16 protein-coding genes are annotated in these 18,418 nt (G+C 63.0%); 9 read left to right on the forward strand and 7 right to left on the reverse strand.

The window, feature by feature from the left end; genetic code table 11:
• The first annotated feature begins 2 nt into the window (after positions 1–2).
• From L4X63_RS04945 to L4X63_RS04985, 9 genes are all read left to right on the forward strand, one after another.
• Entirely contained in the window at positions 3–1,937 is a 1,935-nt protein-coding gene (locus L4X63_RS04945; protein WP_250677475.1) for a 2Fe-2S iron-sulfur cluster-binding protein, read from the forward strand.
• Between the two features lie 49 nt (positions 1,938–1,986).
• Positions 1,987–2,976 carry an NADH-quinone oxidoreductase subunit NuoH gene (gene nuoH / locus L4X63_RS04950; RefSeq protein WP_250677476.1) on the forward strand — a complete coding sequence of 330 codons (990 nt, stop codon included), beginning with the start codon at positions 1,987–1,989 and terminating at the stop codon, positions 2,974–2,976.
• A gap of 43 nt (positions 2,977–3,019) precedes the next feature.
• Complete coding sequence (locus L4X63_RS04955; RefSeq protein WP_250677477.1) at positions 3,020–3,466, forward strand: ankyrin repeat domain-containing protein; 447 nt, start codon at positions 3,020–3,022, stop codon at positions 3,464–3,466.
• Between the two features lie 217 nt (positions 3,467–3,683).
• Positions 3,684–4,214 carry an NADH-quinone oxidoreductase subunit NuoI gene (nuoI, locus tag L4X63_RS04960; RefSeq protein WP_250677478.1) on the forward strand — a complete coding sequence of 177 codons (531 nt, stop codon included), beginning with the start codon at positions 3,684–3,686 and terminating at the stop codon, positions 4,212–4,214.
• A 52-nt stretch (positions 4,215–4,266) separates the two neighbouring features.
• Entirely contained in the window at positions 4,267–4,752 is a 486-nt protein-coding gene (locus L4X63_RS04965) for an NADH-quinone oxidoreductase subunit J family protein (RefSeq protein WP_250677883.1), read from the forward strand.
• A complete protein-coding gene (nuoK, locus tag L4X63_RS04970; protein WP_250677479.1) occupies positions 4,749–5,057 on the forward strand; it encodes an NADH-quinone oxidoreductase subunit NuoK in 309 nt (102 codons plus the stop codon). Before L4X63_RS04965 ends, nuoK begins: the two co-directional genes overlap by 4 nt.
• 121 nt (positions 5,058–5,178) lie before the next feature.
• Positions 5,179–7,053: an NADH-quinone oxidoreductase subunit L gene (gene nuoL / locus L4X63_RS04975; protein ID WP_250677480.1), complete on the forward strand. Its 1,875-nt coding sequence runs from the start codon at positions 5,179–5,181 to the stop codon at positions 7,051–7,053.
• Positions 7,054–7,102: 49 nt separating this feature from the next.
• The gene (locus L4X63_RS04980) at positions 7,103–8,593 is read left to right on the forward strand and encodes a complex I subunit 4 family protein (protein ID WP_250677481.1); all 1,491 of its coding nucleotides are present in this window, start codon (positions 7,103–7,105) and stop codon (positions 8,591–8,593) included.
• 61 nt (positions 8,594–8,654) lie between these two features.
• Entirely contained in the window at positions 8,655–10,061 is a 1,407-nt protein-coding gene (locus L4X63_RS04985; RefSeq protein ID WP_250677482.1) for an NADH-quinone oxidoreductase subunit N, read from the forward strand.
• 285 nt (positions 10,062–10,346) lie between these two features.
• Here L4X63_RS04985 and obgE read toward each other — a convergent pair whose 3' ends face one another.
• The 7 genes from obgE to L4X63_RS05020 all read right to left on the reverse strand — a co-directional run bounded on the left by obgE (position 10,347) and on the right by L4X63_RS05020 (position 18,300).
• On the reverse strand, positions 10,347–11,363 hold the full coding sequence (gene obgE / locus L4X63_RS04990) for a GTPase ObgE (protein ID WP_250677483.1): 1,017 nt from the start codon (positions 11,361–11,363) through the stop codon (positions 10,347–10,349).
• Between the two features lie 78 nt (positions 11,364–11,441).
• Entirely contained in the window at positions 11,442–11,699 is a 258-nt protein-coding gene (gene rpmA / locus L4X63_RS04995; RefSeq protein ID WP_250677484.1) for a 50S ribosomal protein L27, read from the reverse strand.
• Positions 11,700–11,771: 72 nt separating this feature from the next.
• The gene (gene rplU / locus L4X63_RS05000) at positions 11,772–12,080 is read right to left on the reverse strand and encodes a 50S ribosomal protein L21 (RefSeq protein ID WP_250677485.1); all 309 of its coding nucleotides are present in this window, start codon (positions 12,078–12,080) and stop codon (positions 11,772–11,774) included.
• A 348-nt stretch (positions 12,081–12,428) separates the two neighbouring features.
• Positions 12,429–12,731: a Rieske (2Fe-2S) protein gene (locus L4X63_RS05005; protein WP_250677486.1), complete on the reverse strand. Its 303-nt coding sequence runs from the start codon at positions 12,729–12,731 to the stop codon at positions 12,429–12,431.
• Positions 12,732–12,856: 125 nt separating this feature from the next.
• Entirely contained in the window at positions 12,857–14,035 is a 1,179-nt protein-coding gene (gene purT / locus L4X63_RS05010) for a formate-dependent phosphoribosylglycinamide formyltransferase (protein ID WP_250677487.1), read from the reverse strand.
• A 178-nt stretch (positions 14,036–14,213) separates the two neighbouring features.
• Positions 14,214–15,701 carry an Rne/Rng family ribonuclease gene (locus tag L4X63_RS05015; RefSeq protein ID WP_250677488.1) on the reverse strand — a complete coding sequence of 496 codons (1,488 nt, stop codon included), beginning with the start codon at positions 15,699–15,701 and terminating at the stop codon, positions 14,214–14,216.
• 103 nt (positions 15,702–15,804) lie between these two features.
• Positions 15,805–18,300, reverse strand: a complete 2,496-nt coding sequence (locus L4X63_RS05020; RefSeq protein WP_250677489.1) for a TIGR03960 family B12-binding radical SAM protein — start codon at positions 18,298–18,300, stop codon at positions 15,805–15,807.
• Positions 18,301–18,418: the final 118 nt, after the last annotated feature.

Below are 18,418 nucleotides of genomic sequence, written 5' to 3' on the forward strand. Positions count from 1 at the left end.
CCATGCCGAAGCTGACTATCGACAACATACCCGTTGAGGTCCCCCAGGGGACGAGCGTGCTGGAGGCGGCGCGCAGCGTGGGGATCACCATCCCCCACTTCTGCTATCACCCGGCCCTCGCCATCGCCGCCGCCTGCCGCCTCTGCGCGGTCAAGCTCCTGGACGGCCCGGTCAAGGGGATCCAGATGTCCTGCTCGCTCGCGGCGCAGGACGGCATGGTGGTCTCCACCACCGACCCGGAGGCGATGAAGCTCCGCAGCCTGGTGATCGAGTGGCTGATGATCAACCACCCCCACGACTGCCCGGTCTGCGACGAGGGGGGCGAGTGCCTCCTGCAGGATTTCACCATCGCCGGCGGGCATGGACGGCGCCGCTACCAGGGGAACAAGCGGACCCACATGAACCAGTATCTCGGGGAAGGGATCTACCACGAGATGAACCGCTGCATCCAGTGCTACCGCTGTGTCCGCTTCTACCAGGAGTACGCGGGGGGGACCGACTTCGGGGTGATGGGGAGCGCGGGGCGGGTCTACTTCGGCAGGTTCGAGGAAGGGCAGCTGGAATCCCCCCTCTCGGGCAACCTGGTCGACATCTGCCCCACCGGGGTCTTCACCGACAAGACCGGGAGATTCCGGGCGCGCTACTGGGATTACCAGTTCTCACCCGCGGTCTGCCAGCACTGTTCGGTGGGGTGCAACACTTCGCCGCAGGCCTTCCATCGGGAGCTGATCAAGATCGTCGGGCGGCGCAACGACAACGTGAACGGCTGGTTCATCTGCGACCGGGGACGCTTCGACAAGGAATACCTGAACACTCCCCTTCGTCCCCGGGACCCGATGGTGGACGGCACTCCCTGCGAGTACGAGGAGGCCTTGGCGGCGCTGGCGGCCCGCGTCGCCGATCTCGCCAAGGTACACGGCCCGGAAAGCATTGTGATCGCAGGGTCGCCGCGGCTGTCGCTGGAAGGGGCTCTCATGCTCACCGAGCTGGCCGAGCACCTGAAGGGGGCGACCCTCAGTTTCTATGCCGGCCCGGCGGAATCTGAGGTCAGCCTGGGGGCGGTCAAGCTTCTGAACGAGCAGAACGCCGCCACCGTTCGGGATCTGGAGGGGGCGGACTGCGTGGTCCTCTACGAGCTGGACCTTATCGAGGAGGGGGCCATGCTGGTTCCGGCGGTCAGGAAGGCCGCTGTGCGGGGGGGGCAGGTCTACCTGGTGTCATCCGGCCAGCGTACCCTTTCCAAGCCGCTCCCCTTCGCCTACCGCCAGGTGGCCTCGCTCGACGAGGTGATCATCGAAGGAGGGGCGAAAGGGGTCGTCATCTGCGGGGCGGCTCCCAGGCCTGCCGAGGAAATGGCCCAGATCGCCTCTTTGGGCGCGAAACTCATGCTGCTTCAGCCGGGCCCCAACGGGTTCGCGGTGGGAACGGTGGCGCTGGAGTCGCGGGCGGTCCCGCTTTCCGAGGTGCTCTCGTCGGGCAAGGTGAAAGCGCTGCTCGCCTTCGAGGCGGAGTTGCCGGACCGGCTGCCGGAGGGGGTCACCCTTCTTGCCTGCGCGGACTGGCGGGCGAGCGATCTGGCAAAAGGGGCGGCGGTTTTCCTTCCCACCACCACCTGGATCGAGTCGGACGGTACCGCCGTCAACTTCGAGGGGAGGGCTCAGCACTTCCAGCGGAGCTTCAAGGCCGGGCTCCCCCTGAAAGGGCTCGACCCCAAGTACTACCAGCACCAGAGCCCGGCCCCCCTCCACCCGCCGCGCGTTCCGCATGGCGAGATTCCGGGCGGTAAAGAGCGGGATTGCTGGAAAGTGGTCGCCCAGCTGATCGAGAAGATGGGTGGCGGGAGCATGGCCGAGCCGCTCACCGGTAAATGGGGAGCCCTGAGGGACCTCGATCCCGAGGGTGGTGGCATCAGGGTGTTTGGACTGAGGGACAGGTAGGTTCCCCCCTTTAACAAGGGGGGAGTGTGTAAGAAGAGAAGGACGAGTGATGACCTGGAATTACGTCGACATAGCGCTGATGCTGGTGAAGATCCTGCTGGTATTCTTCATCATTCTCACGCTCGCCGCTTACCTCGTGCTGGCCGAGCGGCGCATCCTCGCCTGGATCCAGGACCGCATCGGCCCCAACCGGGTCGGCCCTTTCGGGCTTTTGCAGCCCTTGGCCGACGTGATCAAGATGCTCACCAAGGAGGACCTGATCCCGGCCTCGTCCGATCGCCTCCTCTTCTCGCTGGCCCCGGCCATGGCGGCGATTCCCGCCATCCTGACCTTCTCGGTGGTCCCCATGGGCGCCCCCCTGCACATTATGGGGCACGAGGTGAGCCTCCAGGTGACCGACCTCGACGTGGCGGTCCTTTTCTTCCTGGCCCTCTCGTCCATCGCAGTCTACGGCGTCGCCCTCGGCGGTTGGGCCTCCAACTCGAAGTACGCGCTCCTCGGGAGCATCAGGGGGCTCTCCCAGCTAATCTCCTACGAGCTCTCCATGGGGCTCTCGCTGGTGCCGGTCGTGATGCTCGCCAAGTCGCTCAGGATGACCGACATCGTCAACGCCCAAGCCTCCATGCCGTTCATCGTCTACCAGCCGCTTGCCTTCCTGATCTTCCTGGTGAGCATCTTCGCCGAGTGCAAGCGGATCCCCTTCGACCTCCCGGAGGCGGAAGGGGAGCTGGTGGCCGGGTTCCATACCGAATATTCGGGGATGCGCTTCGGGCTCTTCTTCGTCGGGGAATACATCAACATCATCGCTTTGGGCGCCCTCGCCTCGGTCTTCTTCCTGGGGGGGTGGCGCGGTCCGTTACTGCCGCCGATCGTCTGGTTTTTCATCAAAGTTGCCGTCTTTTCCTTCCTGTTCATTTGGGTCAGGGGCACCCTGCCACGTCTCCGCTACGACCAGCTCATGCACCTGGGCTGGAAGTTCCTGACACCGCTTGCGCTGATCAACATTCTTGCCACCGGATGGTGGCTTGCTCTGCGATAAGTGGCGATGTATTGACGAGGACACTCACCAAAGGAGGAACACGATGAAAACGTACGTGGAAGTCGAGTCTGGGGAGGGTTTCATCAAGCAGGAGATGGCGGACAAGGACGGGCACACCTCTTTGATGATTGCGGCCAAGGCTGGTGACCTTGAAGCAGTCAGCGCACTTATCGATCGCGGAGCAAGTCTGGAGGCAAGAAGTAACAAGGGGAAAACGGCGCTCCACTATGCCGCGGCCCACGGGCAGGCGGAAGTGGTTCGTCTCCTTCTGGCCAGCGGAGCCAAGGTCGATCCTCGCGACCGCGACGGCTTCACCCCGTTGATGCTTTCGGCCAACTACGGCTGCGACGAGACCAGCGAGATTTTGCTGAGTAACGGCGCCGACCCGATGGCCATGTCGTACTCCGGGACCACCGCCCTTGGGTACGCGCAGAACAACCGGCACGCCAACACCGTCGGCATCCTGATGGGGACCCTTCGTTCCCATTAGCACCACCGGCATGGCGTCCATAGGGTAAGTCCCTCTTATTCAAGCTCTTTTTTACAGGGATGTATCCTCGGAAAGGCGGCCGCTTGCGCCGTCGCACTCTAGTTTTGTGCGAAAAAAACGAAAGCTGCCCTCACCCGCCCTTCGGGCCCCCTCTCCTCTGGAGGGGTGACCGGACAAAATGATCCCCAGAGGGGCGAGGAGAGGCGCCAGGAAAACAATGAGCGTTCTCAGGGACATAAAGGAGATCATCACCGGGCTGGCCATCACCTTCGGCCATATCTTCCGCAAGCCGGTGACGGTGCAGTATCCGGAGGAGCAGCGGCCGATGCCGGCGCGGTTCCGGGGGAGCATCGTGCTGACCCGCGATCCGGACGGACAGGAGCGTTGCGTCGCCTGCTACCTCTGCTCCGGCGCCTGTCCGGTGGACTGCATCTCCATGGCCGCGGCCGAAGGCGAAAACGGCCGGCGCTACGCGGCCTGGTTCCGGATCAATTTCTCCCGCTGCATCCTCTGTGGACTCTGTGCCGAGGCCTGCCCCACCTTGGCCATCCAGATGTCGCCGGAGATGTTCCACTGCAAGCGGGAGATCATGGACATGGTCTGGGAGAAGGAGGATCTCCTGATCGACGGGACCGGGAAAGATCCCAACTACAATTTCTACCGCCACGCGGGGATCGGCGTCGTGAATCCCCGCGGCGAAAATCCCGGCGAAGATCCGCCGGTCGACGTGAGGACGCTGCTGCCGTAACGGGGTGGGGGAAGCGGCCACGAAAGTAGCGCTGCAGAATATCAGGAGCATGATGGAAGCCATTCTTTTCTACATACTGTCCGCGGTTACTCTCATCGGTACCCTCTGCGCGATCACCGCGCGGCAGGCGGTGCGGGCCATCGTGTACCTGGTGACCTCCTTCTTCTCGCTGGCGCTCATCTTCTACCTGCTCGGCGCCCCGCTGGTTGCCGCCTTCGAGGTCATCATCTATGCCGGCGCCATCATGGTTCTTTTCATGTTCGTCATCATGATGCTCGACCTCGGGCACCCGGAAAAGCTCACTTTCCCGAAGATCAGGGACTGGTGGCCGGCGGTCCTCCTGCTCGCCGTCATCGCCGGATCCATTCTCATCCTGGCCGTGAGCCGCGAGCCCGCCACCGCCCCCGGCTTCACCGCCATCACGGTCCGTGAATTCTCCCAGGCCCTTTTCAAACGCTATGGGGTGGCGGTGGAGATCATCTCGATGCAGCTCCTCTTTGCCCTGGTGGGAGCCCTTTACCTCGGGAGGCGCAGATGATCATCCCGTTCTACCATGTCCTCATCCTCGCCTCGCTCCTGTTTGGGATGGGGCTCGCCTGCGTGGTGGCCTGGCGGACCAACGTGATCATGATGCTGATCGGGATCGAGATCATGCTGAACTCGGTAATGCTCACCTTCGTCGAAGGCTCTGCCCGCTGGGGGATCGCCGACGGCCAGCTCTTCGCGCTGATGCTGATCGCGCTGACCTCCGCGGAAGTCTCGCTGGCCCTGGCCATGGTCGTGTATCTTCACCGCCGCAAGCAGTCGGTCAACACCGACGACTACGGAAGTATGAACGGATAGGCAAAAAAAGTCCCCCTTTGAAAAAGGGGGATTTAGCGGGATTTGCAGCTGGCTTGACGTTTGAGATATCCCCCCCGACCCCCCTTTTTCAAAGGGGGGAGAATAAGCACAAGGAAGCCTGATGACTCTTTACCTCGCACTCATGCTCCTCTTCCCCCTCTTGGGAGGGACCGTCAGCGCCCTGGCAGGAAGGAAACTTCCCCGCCGGCTGGTGGAGGCCGGCGTCTGTGCGGCGGTCTGGGCGAGCTTCGTCTGTGCGGTCCTCGCGGCGGCGTCGTACCGGGGCCCGGTCTCGGTGGAGTTCGGACGCTGGCTCTCCGCCTTCGACCTGCAGGCCCCCATCCACCTCTATCTCGACCCCCTCTCGCTTTCGCTGTCGGTGATGATCTGCTTCGTCTGCGGGCTCATCCATGTCTACTCGGTCTACTACATGGCGGACCAGGCCGATTACGCCCGCTTTTTCGCCCTGTTGAACCTCTTCGTCTTCGCGATGCTGACCCTGATCCTGGCCGAGAACCTGCCGCTTCTCTACCTCGGGTGGGAGGGGGTGGGACTTTGCTCGTACCTGCTGGTCGGCTTCTGGTACACCGACAGCAACAACGCCACCGCCGGCAGGAAAGCCTTCATCACCACCAGGATCGGCGACACCGCGCTCCTGGTCGGCATCGCCTGGCTGTTCCAGCTGTTCGGAACCTTCTCGATCCCCCAGATCAACGGGATGGGCTTCCTCCTTCCCCACGGCATCGTCACCGCCATCGGCATCCTCTTCCTGGTCGGCGCCATGGGGAAATCGGCCCAGGTGCCGCTCATGGTCTGGCTTCCGGACGCCATGGCCGGTCCCACTCCGGTCTCCGCCATGATCCACGCCGCCACCATGGTCACCGCCGGCGTTTACCTCCTTTCCCGCATGTTCCCCTTCATCGGGGGATCCGCGGTCACCTGCGCGGCCATCGCGATCACCGGCGGGATCACCGCCTTCTACGGCGCCACCTGTGCGCTCGCCCAGCGCGACCTGAAGAAGGTGCTCGCCTTTTCCACCATCAGCCAGATCGGCTACATGATGCTGGGGGTGGGGGCGGGTGCCATCACCGCGGCGACCTTCCACCTGCTGGTTCACGCCTTTTTCAAGGCGCTCCTGTTCCTCGGCGCCGGCTGTGTCATCACCGCCATGCACCATGAGCAGGACATCTACAAGATGGGGGGGCTGAAGGACCGTCTCCCGCTGACCTTCTGGCCGTTTCTGGCCGGGGCGGCCTGCCTGGCGGGGATCCCGCTGACCGGCGGCTTCTTCAGCAAGGACAGCATCCTGGCCGCCGTGTTCCTGAAAGAGGGAACGCTGTACACCTCGCTCTACCTGCTGGCGCTGCTCACCGCCCTTTTGACCTCCTACTACAGCTTCCGCCTCATCTACCTGGTCTTCTTCGGGAGCCAGGTACACGTGCATACGCACGGGGAATTGAAGGTGATGCAGTGGGTGCTGGTCCCTCTCGCCCTGCTCGGCCTCTTCGGCGGAGTGCTCGATCTTCCCGGCTACCTCGGCGGGGGATTCCTCGACAGCTTCTTCGGGCACCAGGCGGGCGGGGAGGTGGGACACTCCGCCGCGCAAGAGGTGGCACTGCAAGGGGTGGCCGCTACCCTTGCCATCTTCGGCCTGCTGGCCGCCCATTGGCGCTATGGCGGGAAGTCGCGGGTCGACCGGGTCCGGGAAAGCAGCACCCGGCCGTCTCCCCTGTACGCGTTCTTGTTGAACGGGTGGTATTTCGACCGTCTCTACCACGCGATCCTCATCCGGCCTTACGAGTACCTGTCGGGAATCTTATGGGAAAAGGTGGACGAGGGGGTGATCGACGACTCGCTGGATGGCATGTCCAGCGGGCTGGGGATCACCGGACGCTGGCTGGGGCGTTGGAGTACCGGTAAAGTCTCGCTCTATATCCTGAGTTTCGCCGCCGGGGGCGCCGTGGTGCTCGGCTACCTCGCCTGGCTCACCCTGTAACCGGACATCATGGCGCGTAAGGCGCTACCTCAAACGGGACCAATTCCAGATGCCGACCGACTTTCCGATACTGACCCTGCTGGTTTTCCTTCCCCTCGCCGGGGTGCTGGCGCTCTTTGCCGTCCGCAAAAGCGACGAGCTGGTGAGGATGGGAGCCCTCGTCGTTACCCTCGCCGAGCTTGCCCTCAGCGTGTGGGCGTGCGGAGCGGCGGGGGCGGGGGCGGGAGCGGCCGGGGCGCCTGCCGGGTTCTTCCTTTACCAGGATGCGCAGTGGATCGAGCGCTTCGGGATCCGTTACACCCTGGGGATGGATGGGATCAGCCTGGTGATGGTGCTCCTTACCTCCTTCATCACGGTCATCGCGGTGGGGGTGTCGTGGCGCGGGATCAAGGAGCGGGTGCCGCTGTACTATGCGCTGCTGCTGGCGATGGAAAGCGGCATCCAGGGGGTCTTCCTCGGCCTCGACCTGTTCCTGTTCTACCTTTTCTGGGAGGCCATGCTGATCCCGATGTTCTTCCTGATCGGCATCTGGGGGCATGGGCGGCGGGTCTACTCGGCGGTCAAGTTCTTCCTCTACACCTTCTTCGGTTCGCTGCTGATGCTGGTGGCCATCATCTCGCTCTATCTTCGCCACGGCGCCCAGACCGGCACCTATACCTTTTCGCTGTTCGAGCTGATCCACACCACGGTTCCCTATGGGACCGCGATCTGGCTCTTCGCGGCGTTCCTGTTCGCCTTCGCCATCAAGTTCCCGCTCTTCCCGCTGCACACCTGGCTTCCCGACGCCCACACCGACGCACCGACCGCCGGGAGCGTGATCTTGGCGAGCCTCCTTTTGAAGACCGGGGCCTATGGCCTGATCAGGTTCGGTTTCCCGCTCTTCCCGGAGGCCGCCCGCGCCTGCGCCCCCCTCATCTACACCGTCTCGGTGATCGGCATCGTCTGGGGGGCCTGGATCGCCTTCGCCCAGCGCGACATGAAGCGGCTGGTCGCCTATTCCAGCGTGAGCCACATGGGCTTCGTCGCCTTGGGGATCGCCGCCTGGAGCCCGGTCGCCCTTTCCGGCGCCGTGATCCAGATGGTGAACCACGGCGTCACCACCGGCGCGCTCTTCGCCCTGGTCGGGATGCTGGACGAGCGGACCCACAGCCGGGAGATCGCCACCTACGGCGGGATCTGGGGCAAAGTCCCCGCGCTCTCCTTCTTCTTCCTCCTCTTCTGCATGGCGTCCGCCGGGGTCCCGGGGCTCAACAATTTCGTCGGGGAATTCATCGTCCTCATGGGGACTTTCAAGGTAGCTCCCGGCGCGGCCGCCGGCGCCTTTGTAGGCGTAGTGCTGACCCTGATCTATACGGTGAGGCTCGTGCAGGAGGTACTGTTCGGGAAGGAGAAGAAGCCGCTGGAACTGGCCGATCTTTCGGTAAGGGAAGGGGGCGTGCTGGCGGTTTTGGGCGTGGCAGCCATTTACCTCGGCGTCCATCCTGCCCCGGTGCTCGATATCATCAAGGTGCCCATCGCCCTTTTGACCGGTGTGAAGTAAGGCCCCCTTTTACAAGGGGGGATGTGAATAGTAGCCGCAAGAGAGTGAACTGGAGTCATTAATGTCCGTAACCGATGCGCTAGCCATAATGCCGATCCTGATCGCCGCCGGCGCGGCACTTTTGGTGCTGCTTGCCGGGCCGTTTTTGCAGGCGCGCTCGATCAGCTGGATTGCGGTCGTCGCGGCAGCCGCGGCCGGCGTGTGGGCGGTTGTCTATCCGGCCGTAGGCGCCACCGTTACCTTGCCGGGCCTCGCCTTCACCGGGCTCTCGCAGTTCCTCATTCCCGTATTCTCGGCCGCCGCAACCTTGACCCTCCTCTTATCCCACGACTACAACCAGCGCCGCGGGATCAAGGGAGAAGAATTCCAGGCCACGGTCCTCTTCACCCTTTTCGCCCTCTGCGTGCTCGCCTGCGCGACGAACCTGTTGATCCTCTTTCTCGCCATCGAGTCGGTATCCTTCGCCTTTTACATCCTGGTCTCGCTCGACCTCGAGCGCGAGGAGTCCGGGGAGGCGGGGCTCAAGTACCTCTTGATGGGGGCGGTGGCCGCAGCCATCGTTGCCTTCGGGATCTCCCTCATCTTCGCCGGGACAGGCACCCTGGCCCTCACCGGCGCCTTCGCCCCTGAGGCGACCCGCCCAATTGTCTCGGCAGGCTGGGGGCTGGTTGTGATCGGTATCGCCTTCAAGCTCTCGCTGGTGCCCGCCCACCTCTGGACGCCTGATGTCTACCAGGGAGCTCCGGCGCCGGTGGCGGCGTTCCTCTCCACCGGCTCCAAGGTGGCGGCCGCTGCCTTTTTCCTGCTCCTGCTGGCGTTCTCCCGCCCGCTGGCCGAGATCCACCTGCCGCTGTATCTCCTTTCGCTGGGCTCCATGGTGATCGGTAACCTGGCCGCCCTCCTACAGAAGAACATCAAGCGCATGCTGGCCTACTCCTCCATCGCGCACATGGGTTACCTGGCGCTGGCGCTTCTCACCGGGAGCAGGGAAGGATACTCCGCCGTCCTTCTCTACGGGGCCATCTACACCGCCATGAACCTGGCCGCCTTCGGCGCCATCGCCTCCCTTTCCGGTGCCGAAGAGCGGGGCGAATTGACCGCCTACACCGGGCTTGGTCATACCGCCCCCTTCCGCGGGGCGATACTGGCCCTGGCGATGCTGGCCCTGGCTGGCATCCCCCCGACCGCCGGTTTCCTCGGCAAGTTCTACATCTTCTACGCCGCCATCCGCGGTGGCGAGACCACCCTGGCCATCATCGGTATCGTCACCGCCGCCATCTCCGCCTACTTCTACCTGAAGGTGGTGGTGCAGCTCTACATGCGCGAGCCGGAAGGCGCCGCTCCCGCCGCTCCGCATCAAGGTACTCCGGCCGAATCCCTAGCCCTTACCTGTGCTGCCGTAGCCATCCTCTTCATCGGCATCTATCCTTCCCCCATCCTCCGCGTCCTCGACGCCGCCCTCCGGTAAGGCACGGAATACAAAAAGGTAGGTTGCGTTGAACAGCTTCACCGTGAAACGCAACGTTCCGGCCACCCGTATGGTGGAAGCCGTCGCGTTTCGTCCCTCAACGCGATCTACTAGCGGTCCAAGCTGGCTTGGCGTTCCCCCCTTGTCAAAGGGGGGGACAGGGGGGATTTCAGCGCTGCTTCGAATGGTAAATTCCCCCAGCCCCCCGTTAACGAGGGGGATAGCGAATAAAAAAAGGGCCGCTGTTTGCGGCCCTTTTCGTTACTGCTCAATTTTCACAATTACCTACCAGGTCTCGTCCGGCTCGCCCCAGAGGTTGTGGGCGATGTCGTCCAGGAGCGCCTCGATTCCCTCGCCGGTGGCGGCGGAGATCGGGAACACCTTGATCCCCCGCTCTTCGAAGTAGGGGAGGATCTCCTTCAGGTTTTCCTTCACGTGCGGGAGGTCGATCTTGTTGATCACCACGGTCTGGCGCTTCTCGGCCAGCTCCGGGCTGAAGAGTGCGAGCTCGCGATTGATGGCCTCGTACTCGGCGATCGGGTCGCGCTCGGGCATCCAGGAGAGGTCCAAAAGGTGCAGAAGCTGGCCGGTCCGCTCGAGGTGCTTCAGGAAGCGGTGCCCAAGGCCGGCCCCTTCGCTGGCTCCCTCGATGAGTCCGGGGATGTCGGCCATCACGAAGGTTCGGTAGTTCTTGTAGCGAACCACGCCCAGGTTCGGCACCAGGGTGGTGAAGTGGTAGGCGGCGATCTTGGGACGGGCGGCGGAGACCTTGGTGATCAGCGAGGATTTCCCCACGCTCGGCATCCCCAAAAGCCCAACGTCGGCCATCAGCTTCAGCTCGAGCCGTATGCAGCGTTCCTCACCCGGCTCGCCCGGCTGGGCAAAGCGGGGAGTCTTGTGGGTGGCGCTCTTGAAGCGGGTATTCCCCTGGCCTCCGCGCCCCCCCTTGAGGAGCACGATGGATGACTCGGGCTGGTCGAGGTCGGCCAGGATCTCATCCGTTTCGGCGTCCTTGATCACCGTCCCCTGCGGGACCAGGATCTCCAGGGTTTGGCCGCTGGCGCCGTGGCGCTCCTTCCCCATCCCGTTCCTGCCCTTGCCGGCCTTCTGGTGGGGGTGCTGGCGGAGGTCCAGCAGGGTGGCGAGGTGGCGCGATACTTTCACCACCACGTCCCCCCCCTTGCCGCCGTCGCCGCCGTCAGGACCGCCGAATTCGATAAACTTTTCGTGCCGGAAGGAGACGCATCCTGCGCCGCCGTCGCCCGACTTTACGTGAATTTTTACTTCATCGATGAAACTCATGAGTGCCTTTATCCCGTGCAAACGGCAAAAGCCCGGACCATTGTGGCTCCGGGCTTTTGCACTGGTATGTTGCGGCTGTTAGCTGGCCGGGTAAACGGAGACCTTCTTGCGGTCTTTACCCATCCGCTCGAACTTCACCACGCCTTCGATGAGGGCGAAGAGGGTGTAGTCCTTGCCCAGCCCGACGTTGTTGCCGGGGTGGACTTTGGTGCCATGCTGACGGTAGATGATGTTACCGGCTTTAACCGTCTCGCCGCCGAACTTCTTGCAACCTAGCCTTTGGCCGTCGGAGTCACGTCCGTTCCTGGAGCTACCGACGCCTTTCTTGTGTGCCATTTCACTTTCCTCCTGCGGGAGGTTCCGCCTTTATCAGTACGGGTACCGCGCCGCCTTTTTTAAAATTACCACTTAGGCGTTGATCTTTTCGATCTTCAGGATGGTCCTGAGCTGGCGGTGCCCGTTAAGTTTCCTGGAGTCCTTCCGGCGCTTGGACTTGAAGACCAGAATCTTCTTGTCTTTGCCCTGCTCGACAATTTTGCCGACCACAGAGGCGCTGGGCACTAAAGGTGTTCCGATAACGACCTTATCGCCGCCAACCATCAGGACTTCGGAGATCTCGACGGTATCACCTACCTCGCCCTCCAATTTCTCGACTTTAAGAAAGTCGCCCTCGGAAACTTTGTACTGTTTCCCTCCGGTTTTAACTACTGCGTACATTCGACTTCACCACCTTTACTCTGGATTTACTCTGAGCGGCAAACCTTATCTTGAAAAAGACCCAAAGTCAAGGGGTTTTCAAGATCCGCTCAAAATTCTACCTCCGGTACCACGACCAGCCACCGGTAACTTCAGGTTCCTTCCCTTCAACTGGAGGGGAAGGATGAGGATGGGGTGATCTGCTCAGCCGGCAGCTCAGCGCCGCAGCGGGGACAGGTCGCCTCAGGCAAAAGGCTGTCACCGATGGTCCACCACTGTCTGCACTTCCCGCATTGATAGTGGTAGAGCGTCTCCACCGAATAGCTATGACTGCCCTTGTTGGTGTTCATAGTGTGGAGGGAGTATATCTTATGACAGCTCGACGAAGATCTCGTCCCCGCGGATCTCCACCGGGTAGATCTTCAGCGTGCATTCCGGGTGTCCCTCGCAGGCTCCGGTCTTCAGGTCGAAGCGGTAGCCGTGCCGCTGGCAGGAGAGCTTTCCCGCCTCCTTCACCAGCGCGCCTTCCAGCGGCGCGCCCTGGTGCGGACACTCGCGCTCGCAGGCGTACACGACCCCCTTCATCTTCAAAAGCAGGACCTGCTGGCCTTCGATCTCGACCAGCTTCTTGCCCCACTCCGGTACCTCGGTTACCTTCGCAGCGAAAACCATGTTAGTTCCTCCGTTGCATCGAGATCGGGACGGCAGTGCCTGTCCCCTTGCCAGGGATCAGCCCCCTTATATCCCCTCGCCCTCCGGGAGAGGAGCAGAAGTGAGGGAGGGGATGGAAGCCAACGCTAGACGTTGGCGATGGTAACGGCGTGGGCGGACTCTTCGGCGCGCTTCCTCGCGTCGTCGGTGTCTTTGCCGAAGCAGAGGGCGACACCCATGCGGCGCCCTTTGCGGGTGTCCGGCTTACCGAACAGCCTGATCTTGGCGGTCGGGACCGACAGCGCGTCGGCGACTCCCTGGAAGGCGACCTCTTCGGCTTGGTCCTCGGCCAGGATGACGTGGGAAGCGGCCGGCCCGAGGTTCTCGATGGTGGGAACCGGCAGCCCGAGGATCGCGCGCACATGGAGCTCGAACTCGGAGACGTTCTGGGAGAGAAGAGTGACCATGCCGGTATCGTGCGGGCGGGGGGAGACTTCGCTGAAGAAGACCTTGTCCCCCTTGATGAAGAACTCGACACCGAAGATGCCGCGCCCGCCCAGGGCGGTGGTCACCGCCTCGGCCTGGCGCTGGGCCTCGGCCAGCACCGCGGGATCCATTCCCATCGGCTGCCACGACTCGTGGTAGTCGCCGTCGATCTGGCGGTGGCCGATGGGCGGGCAGAACGAGGTGCCGTTCGTGGAGCGGACGGTAAGGAGGGTGATCTCGTAATCGAAGGGGATGAATTCCTCGACGATGACGGTGTCGGAGGCGCCGCGGGCGCCTTCCAGCGCATAGTTCCAGGAGCGTTCGAGAAGCGCGCGGTCGCGCAGCACGCTCTGCCCTTTCCCGGAGGAGCTCATGATCGGCTTCACCACGCAGGGAACCCCGATGGCGTCCACCGCGGCCCGGAACTCTTCCAGGGTGGAGGCGAAGCGGTAGGCGGCGGTCGGCAGCCCCAGCTCTTCGGCGGCCAGGCGGCGGATTCCCTCGCGGTTCATGGTGAGGTTGGTTGCCCGGGCGGTCGGGATGACGTTGAAACCTTCCTTTTCGAGCTCCAAAAGGTAGGTGGTGTCGATCGCCTCGATTTCCGGCACGATGTAGTCCGGTTTCTCCAATCGGACCACCCGCTCCAGTTCGGCGCGGTTGAGCATGTCGATGACGTGGCTGCTGTGGGCGACCTGCATGGCCGGTGCGTTCGCATAGCGGTCGACCGCGACGACCTGGATGCCAAGCCGCTGGGCCTCGATGACGACCTCTTTGCCAAGCTCACCCGAGCCGAGCAGCATAATCTTGGTGGCGCCTTTTTTAAGCGGGGTTCCGATCATTGCCTCTCCTTTGCAAATCTACGTAAAAGGTTAAAAAAGTCCCCCTTTGCAAAAGGGGGATTTAGGGGGATTTGTCTGTATGCTGCGGTGCCGAAATCCCCCCCGGCCCCCCTTTTTCAAAGGGGGGAGAGTTTTCACCAAGTGGGGGGGGAGGGATGGAGTTCTGGGCCCGCCGGATCTAGCTGACGGCGACCTCGAACTGCTCCTGATGGAACCCGGGCTTGGCGCGGACGGTGATCCGCTTCTTGAAGTTTTTCTCCAGCTCCTCCAGGCCGCGGCGCTCCTCGTCGTAGAGAAGGTCGGCCACCTGGGGGTGAACGGTCAGCATCACCTTGGTGCCGCGGATGTCCAGCATCTCCCGGCGGAGCTCCCGGAAGATCTCGTGGCATACGGTGATCTTGGACTTCACGTAGCCCCTTCCCTCGCAGTAGGGGCACGGCTCGCACATCATCCTCCCGAGGCTTTCGCGGACCCGCTTCCTGGTCATCTCCACGAGGCCCAGCTCGGAGATCTTGAGGATGTTGGTCTTGGACTTGTCGCTTTTCAGCGCCTCCTCCAGAGCACCGTAGACCTTCTCGCGGTTCACCTCCTTCTCCATGTCGATGAAGTCGATGATGATGATCCCGCCCAGGTTCCTGAGCCGGAGCTGATAGGCGATTTCCTTCACCGCCTCCAGGTTGGTTTTCAGGATGGTGTCTTCGAGGTTGTGCTTGCCGACGTAGCGCCCGGTGTTCACGTCGATGGCGGTCAGCGCCTCGGTCTGCTCGATGATGATGTAACCGCCGCTTTTCAGCCAGACCTTCCGGCCGAGCGCCCGGCTGATCTCCACCTCGAGGCCGAAGTGGTCGAAGATCGGCTCCTCATCGTCGTAGAGCTCGATCGAATACTTCATCTTCGGCATGAAGGTGCTGATGAACTGCACGATCTTGTCGTGCTCGGGCTTCGAGTCCACCACGATCCGCTCGACCGACTCGGTCAGGATGTCGCGCACCACCTTCTGGGTCACGTCCAGGTCGGAGTGGATGAGGGTGGGTGCCCCCGCCTTATCCTTCTTCTTGGCGATCTCCTCCCAGAGCTTGGTGAGGTAGTGGAGGTCGGCGACCAGATCCTCCTCGCTCTTGCCGTCGGAGACGGTACGGACGATGAAGCCCCCTCCGACCGGTTTGATCCGGTCGACGATCTCCTTCAGGCGCTCGCGCTCCACCTCGTCCTCGATCCGGCGGGAGATCCCCACGTGGTCGACGGTCGGCATGTAGACCAGGTGCCGTCCGGGGAGCGATATGTGGGCGGTGATGCGGGCCCCTTTGGTGCCGATCGGCTCCTTGGAGATCTGCACCAACAGTTCCTGCCCCTCCTGGAGCAGTTCCTCGATCGGGTGCAGCGGGTGGGGAACCGGTTCCTCACCCTCGCGCTCGATGAAGGTGTCGTACTCCTCGACCGAGTCGAAGACGTCCGCCACGTAGAGAAAGGCGGCCTTTTCCAGCCCGATGTCGACGAATGCCGCCTGCATGCCGGGCAGCACCCTCACGACCCTGCCCTTGTAGATGTTGCCGATGATCCCCTTGACCCTGCTCCTCTCCACGTACAGCTCCGCAATGGTGCCGTTCTCGATGAGGGCGATACGGGTCTCGTGGGAAGTTGTGTTGATGACCAACTCGTTTCCCATACAAACCCCTTCTACATCTATATTGAAATCAAAAATAAACTATCTGGGAACGAGTCTTGCCGGTTATGCCGGACAAGCTGGGCGCGCCGGGTGGCGGGCCCGGCTACTGCTCGTTACTGAAGAGAACCTCGAGTTTTTCCAGACGGGCGTCTTTCAGCTCGTCCGTGGAGACCCCGAGGATGGCGGCGGCGTATTCGGCAGGCTTGCCGCGGCCGACCACCATCTCCAGCGTGTTTCCGCTCCCGGTAAGCTCGGAGAGCTCCTCCCGGAGGTCGAACTCGATCACCTTCCCCTTCTTTTCCCGCCGGAGCGGACACGACGCGAGCGCCAGGAAGGCTTCCACCTTCTCCTCGATGCCCGTTGCCATCCCTTCCGGCAGGGTCACCCGGTAGCGCACCCGCTCCATAATAACGGAGAGTGACGGCGCCTTCAGGCCGATCTCCCGCGCCTCCGCCACCCGCACCCCTTCGGGAAGTGCCGCGTTGAGGGCCGTCTGCAGCTGTTCCGCACTGTATCCCTGCTCGACCTCGAAGTCCATGTACTCGGCGTACGACTCGACACCTACCGACAGCGCGGTCGCGAAGGAGAACTTCGGGTGGGGATGGAACCCCTGCGAGTACCTGATGGGAATGCCCGCCCGCCCGACCGCGCGGGTGAAGAGGGTCAGCATTTCCAGGTGGCTCAGGTAACGCATCCTTCCCAGTTTCTCGAAACGGATCCGGATTCGCTGCCCCTGCTCGCCCGGCTCCTGCCCTGTCTGCTGGCAGGCATAGGTGTCGAAGGCAACCGCCTCGTGAAGTCTCAGTTTGACGGTATCGAAATCGCAGACCCCGCAGCCGGTGCAGAAACCGTCCCGGCAATCCGGGGTGGCGGCCTCCACGAGGGCCGCCTGACGCTCGGCCGCCAGGAAGTCGCGAGTGACGCCGCAGTCGATGTGATCCCAGGGGAGCGGCTCGTCCAGCTCGCGCCGGCGGTGGTAGAAGCGGGGATCGAGGCCCGTGGCCGCGAACGCCTGGTTCCACTTCTCACGGTCGAAATGCTCCCACCAGCCGTCGAAGCGGCAGCCCACCCGGTGCGCCTCCACGAGGAGCTTGCCGAGCCGCCGGTCGCCGCGGGCGAAGACACCCTCCATGACGGAAAGGGAGGACTCCTGCCACTTCATGATCAGCTTTTTCTGCCTGAGGGCGCCCCTGAGCCAGCGCTGCTTTTCGACGATCTCCTCTTCGGAGATCTGCGCCTCCCACTGGAAGGGGGTGTGGGGCTTGGGGACGAAGCTGGAGACGGAGACGTTGACGTCGCCGCCGGAGCCGGCGAACTTACCTTGCCGCTTCACCTCGCGGGAGAGATCCACGATCCCCTGCAGGTCGTCCATGGTCTCGGTCGGCAGCCCGATCATGTAGTAGAGCTTGATGAGCCGCCAACCCGAGCCGAACACCGCCCGGGCGTTGTCCAAGAGGTCTGCTTCGGTGATCCCCTTGTTGATGACGTTCCTCAGCCGCTCGCTCCCCGCCTCGGGGGCCAGGGTGAAGCCGGTCTTCCTGACCCGCCTGATCTCCTCGGCCATCTCGGGGCTGAGGCTCCCCACCCGCATGGAGGGAAGCGATACCGCCTTCTTCTGTGCCGCGTAACGGTCCATCAGCCCCTTCAACAGCGGGGTGAGACAGCCGTAGTCGCCGGTGGAGAGCGAGAGGAGGGAAACTTCGTCGTAGCCGGTGTTCTTGAAGGCCTCTTCGGCGATCTCCAGCACCCGCTCCGGGCTCCGCTCGCGGACGGGGCGGTAGATGTACCCCGCCTGGCAGAAACGGCAGCCGCGCGTGCAGCCGCGGGAGATCTCCACGCTGACCCGGTCGTGTACCGTCTTCAGGAAAGGAACCACCGGGGCGGTCGGGTAGTAGGCGCTGTCCAGGTCGGCCAGAAAACGCCGCCGCACACTCCGGTAGCCCGGCTTGAGCGGGGTGATCTCCCTGATCCGCCCGTCGTCCTGGTAGCTCACCTCGAAGAAGCTCGGGACGTAGACCCCCTCGATGCGGGCCAGCCGTTCCAAAAGCTCCCCCTTGGAGAGCCCCGCCTCTTTGGCGTCCCGCACGCAGGCGGCCAGCTCGATGACCGCCTCTTCGCCGTCGCCGATCAGGAAGGCGTCGAAGAAGTCGGCCAACGGCTCCGGGTTGTAGGCGCAGGGGCCGCCGCCGATCACCAGCGGGTAGCAGTTGTCGCGCTCCGCAGCCAGCAGGGGAATCCCGGCCAGGTCGAGCATGTTGAGGATATTGGTGTAGGAAAGCTCGTACTGCAGCGTGAACCCGAGGATATCGGCCGACGCCAGCGGAAGTTCCCCTTCCAGGGTCGCCAGCGGCCTTTTTTCGGCCCGCAGGATCGCCTCCAGGTCCGGCCACGGGGCATACACCCGCTCCGGGGCGATCCAGGATACTTCCTTCAGAACACCGTAGAGCACCTGCAATCCCAGGTGGCTCATCCCTATCTCATATACGTCGGGAAAGGCGAGGACGAAACCGATCCCCTCTCTCTTCCCGGTTGTGGCACCCATTTCGCCGCCCATGTAGCGGGCAGGCTTCTCAACTGTCAAAAGCAGGTTGTCGCTCAAAAAACCCCCGGATTTCTTTTACAATGACCGGCCATAATACCAAATATGCTTCCCCGCTGGCAAGCAATATGGCCCGGGGGCGCGAAGGGAAGCCGACTTGGGCAAATTTATCATGAGT

The organism is Geomonas sp. Red32 (genome assembly GCF_023652955.1).
Classification (GTDB): domain Bacteria; phylum Desulfobacterota; class Desulfuromonadia; order Geobacterales; family Geobacteraceae; genus Geomonas.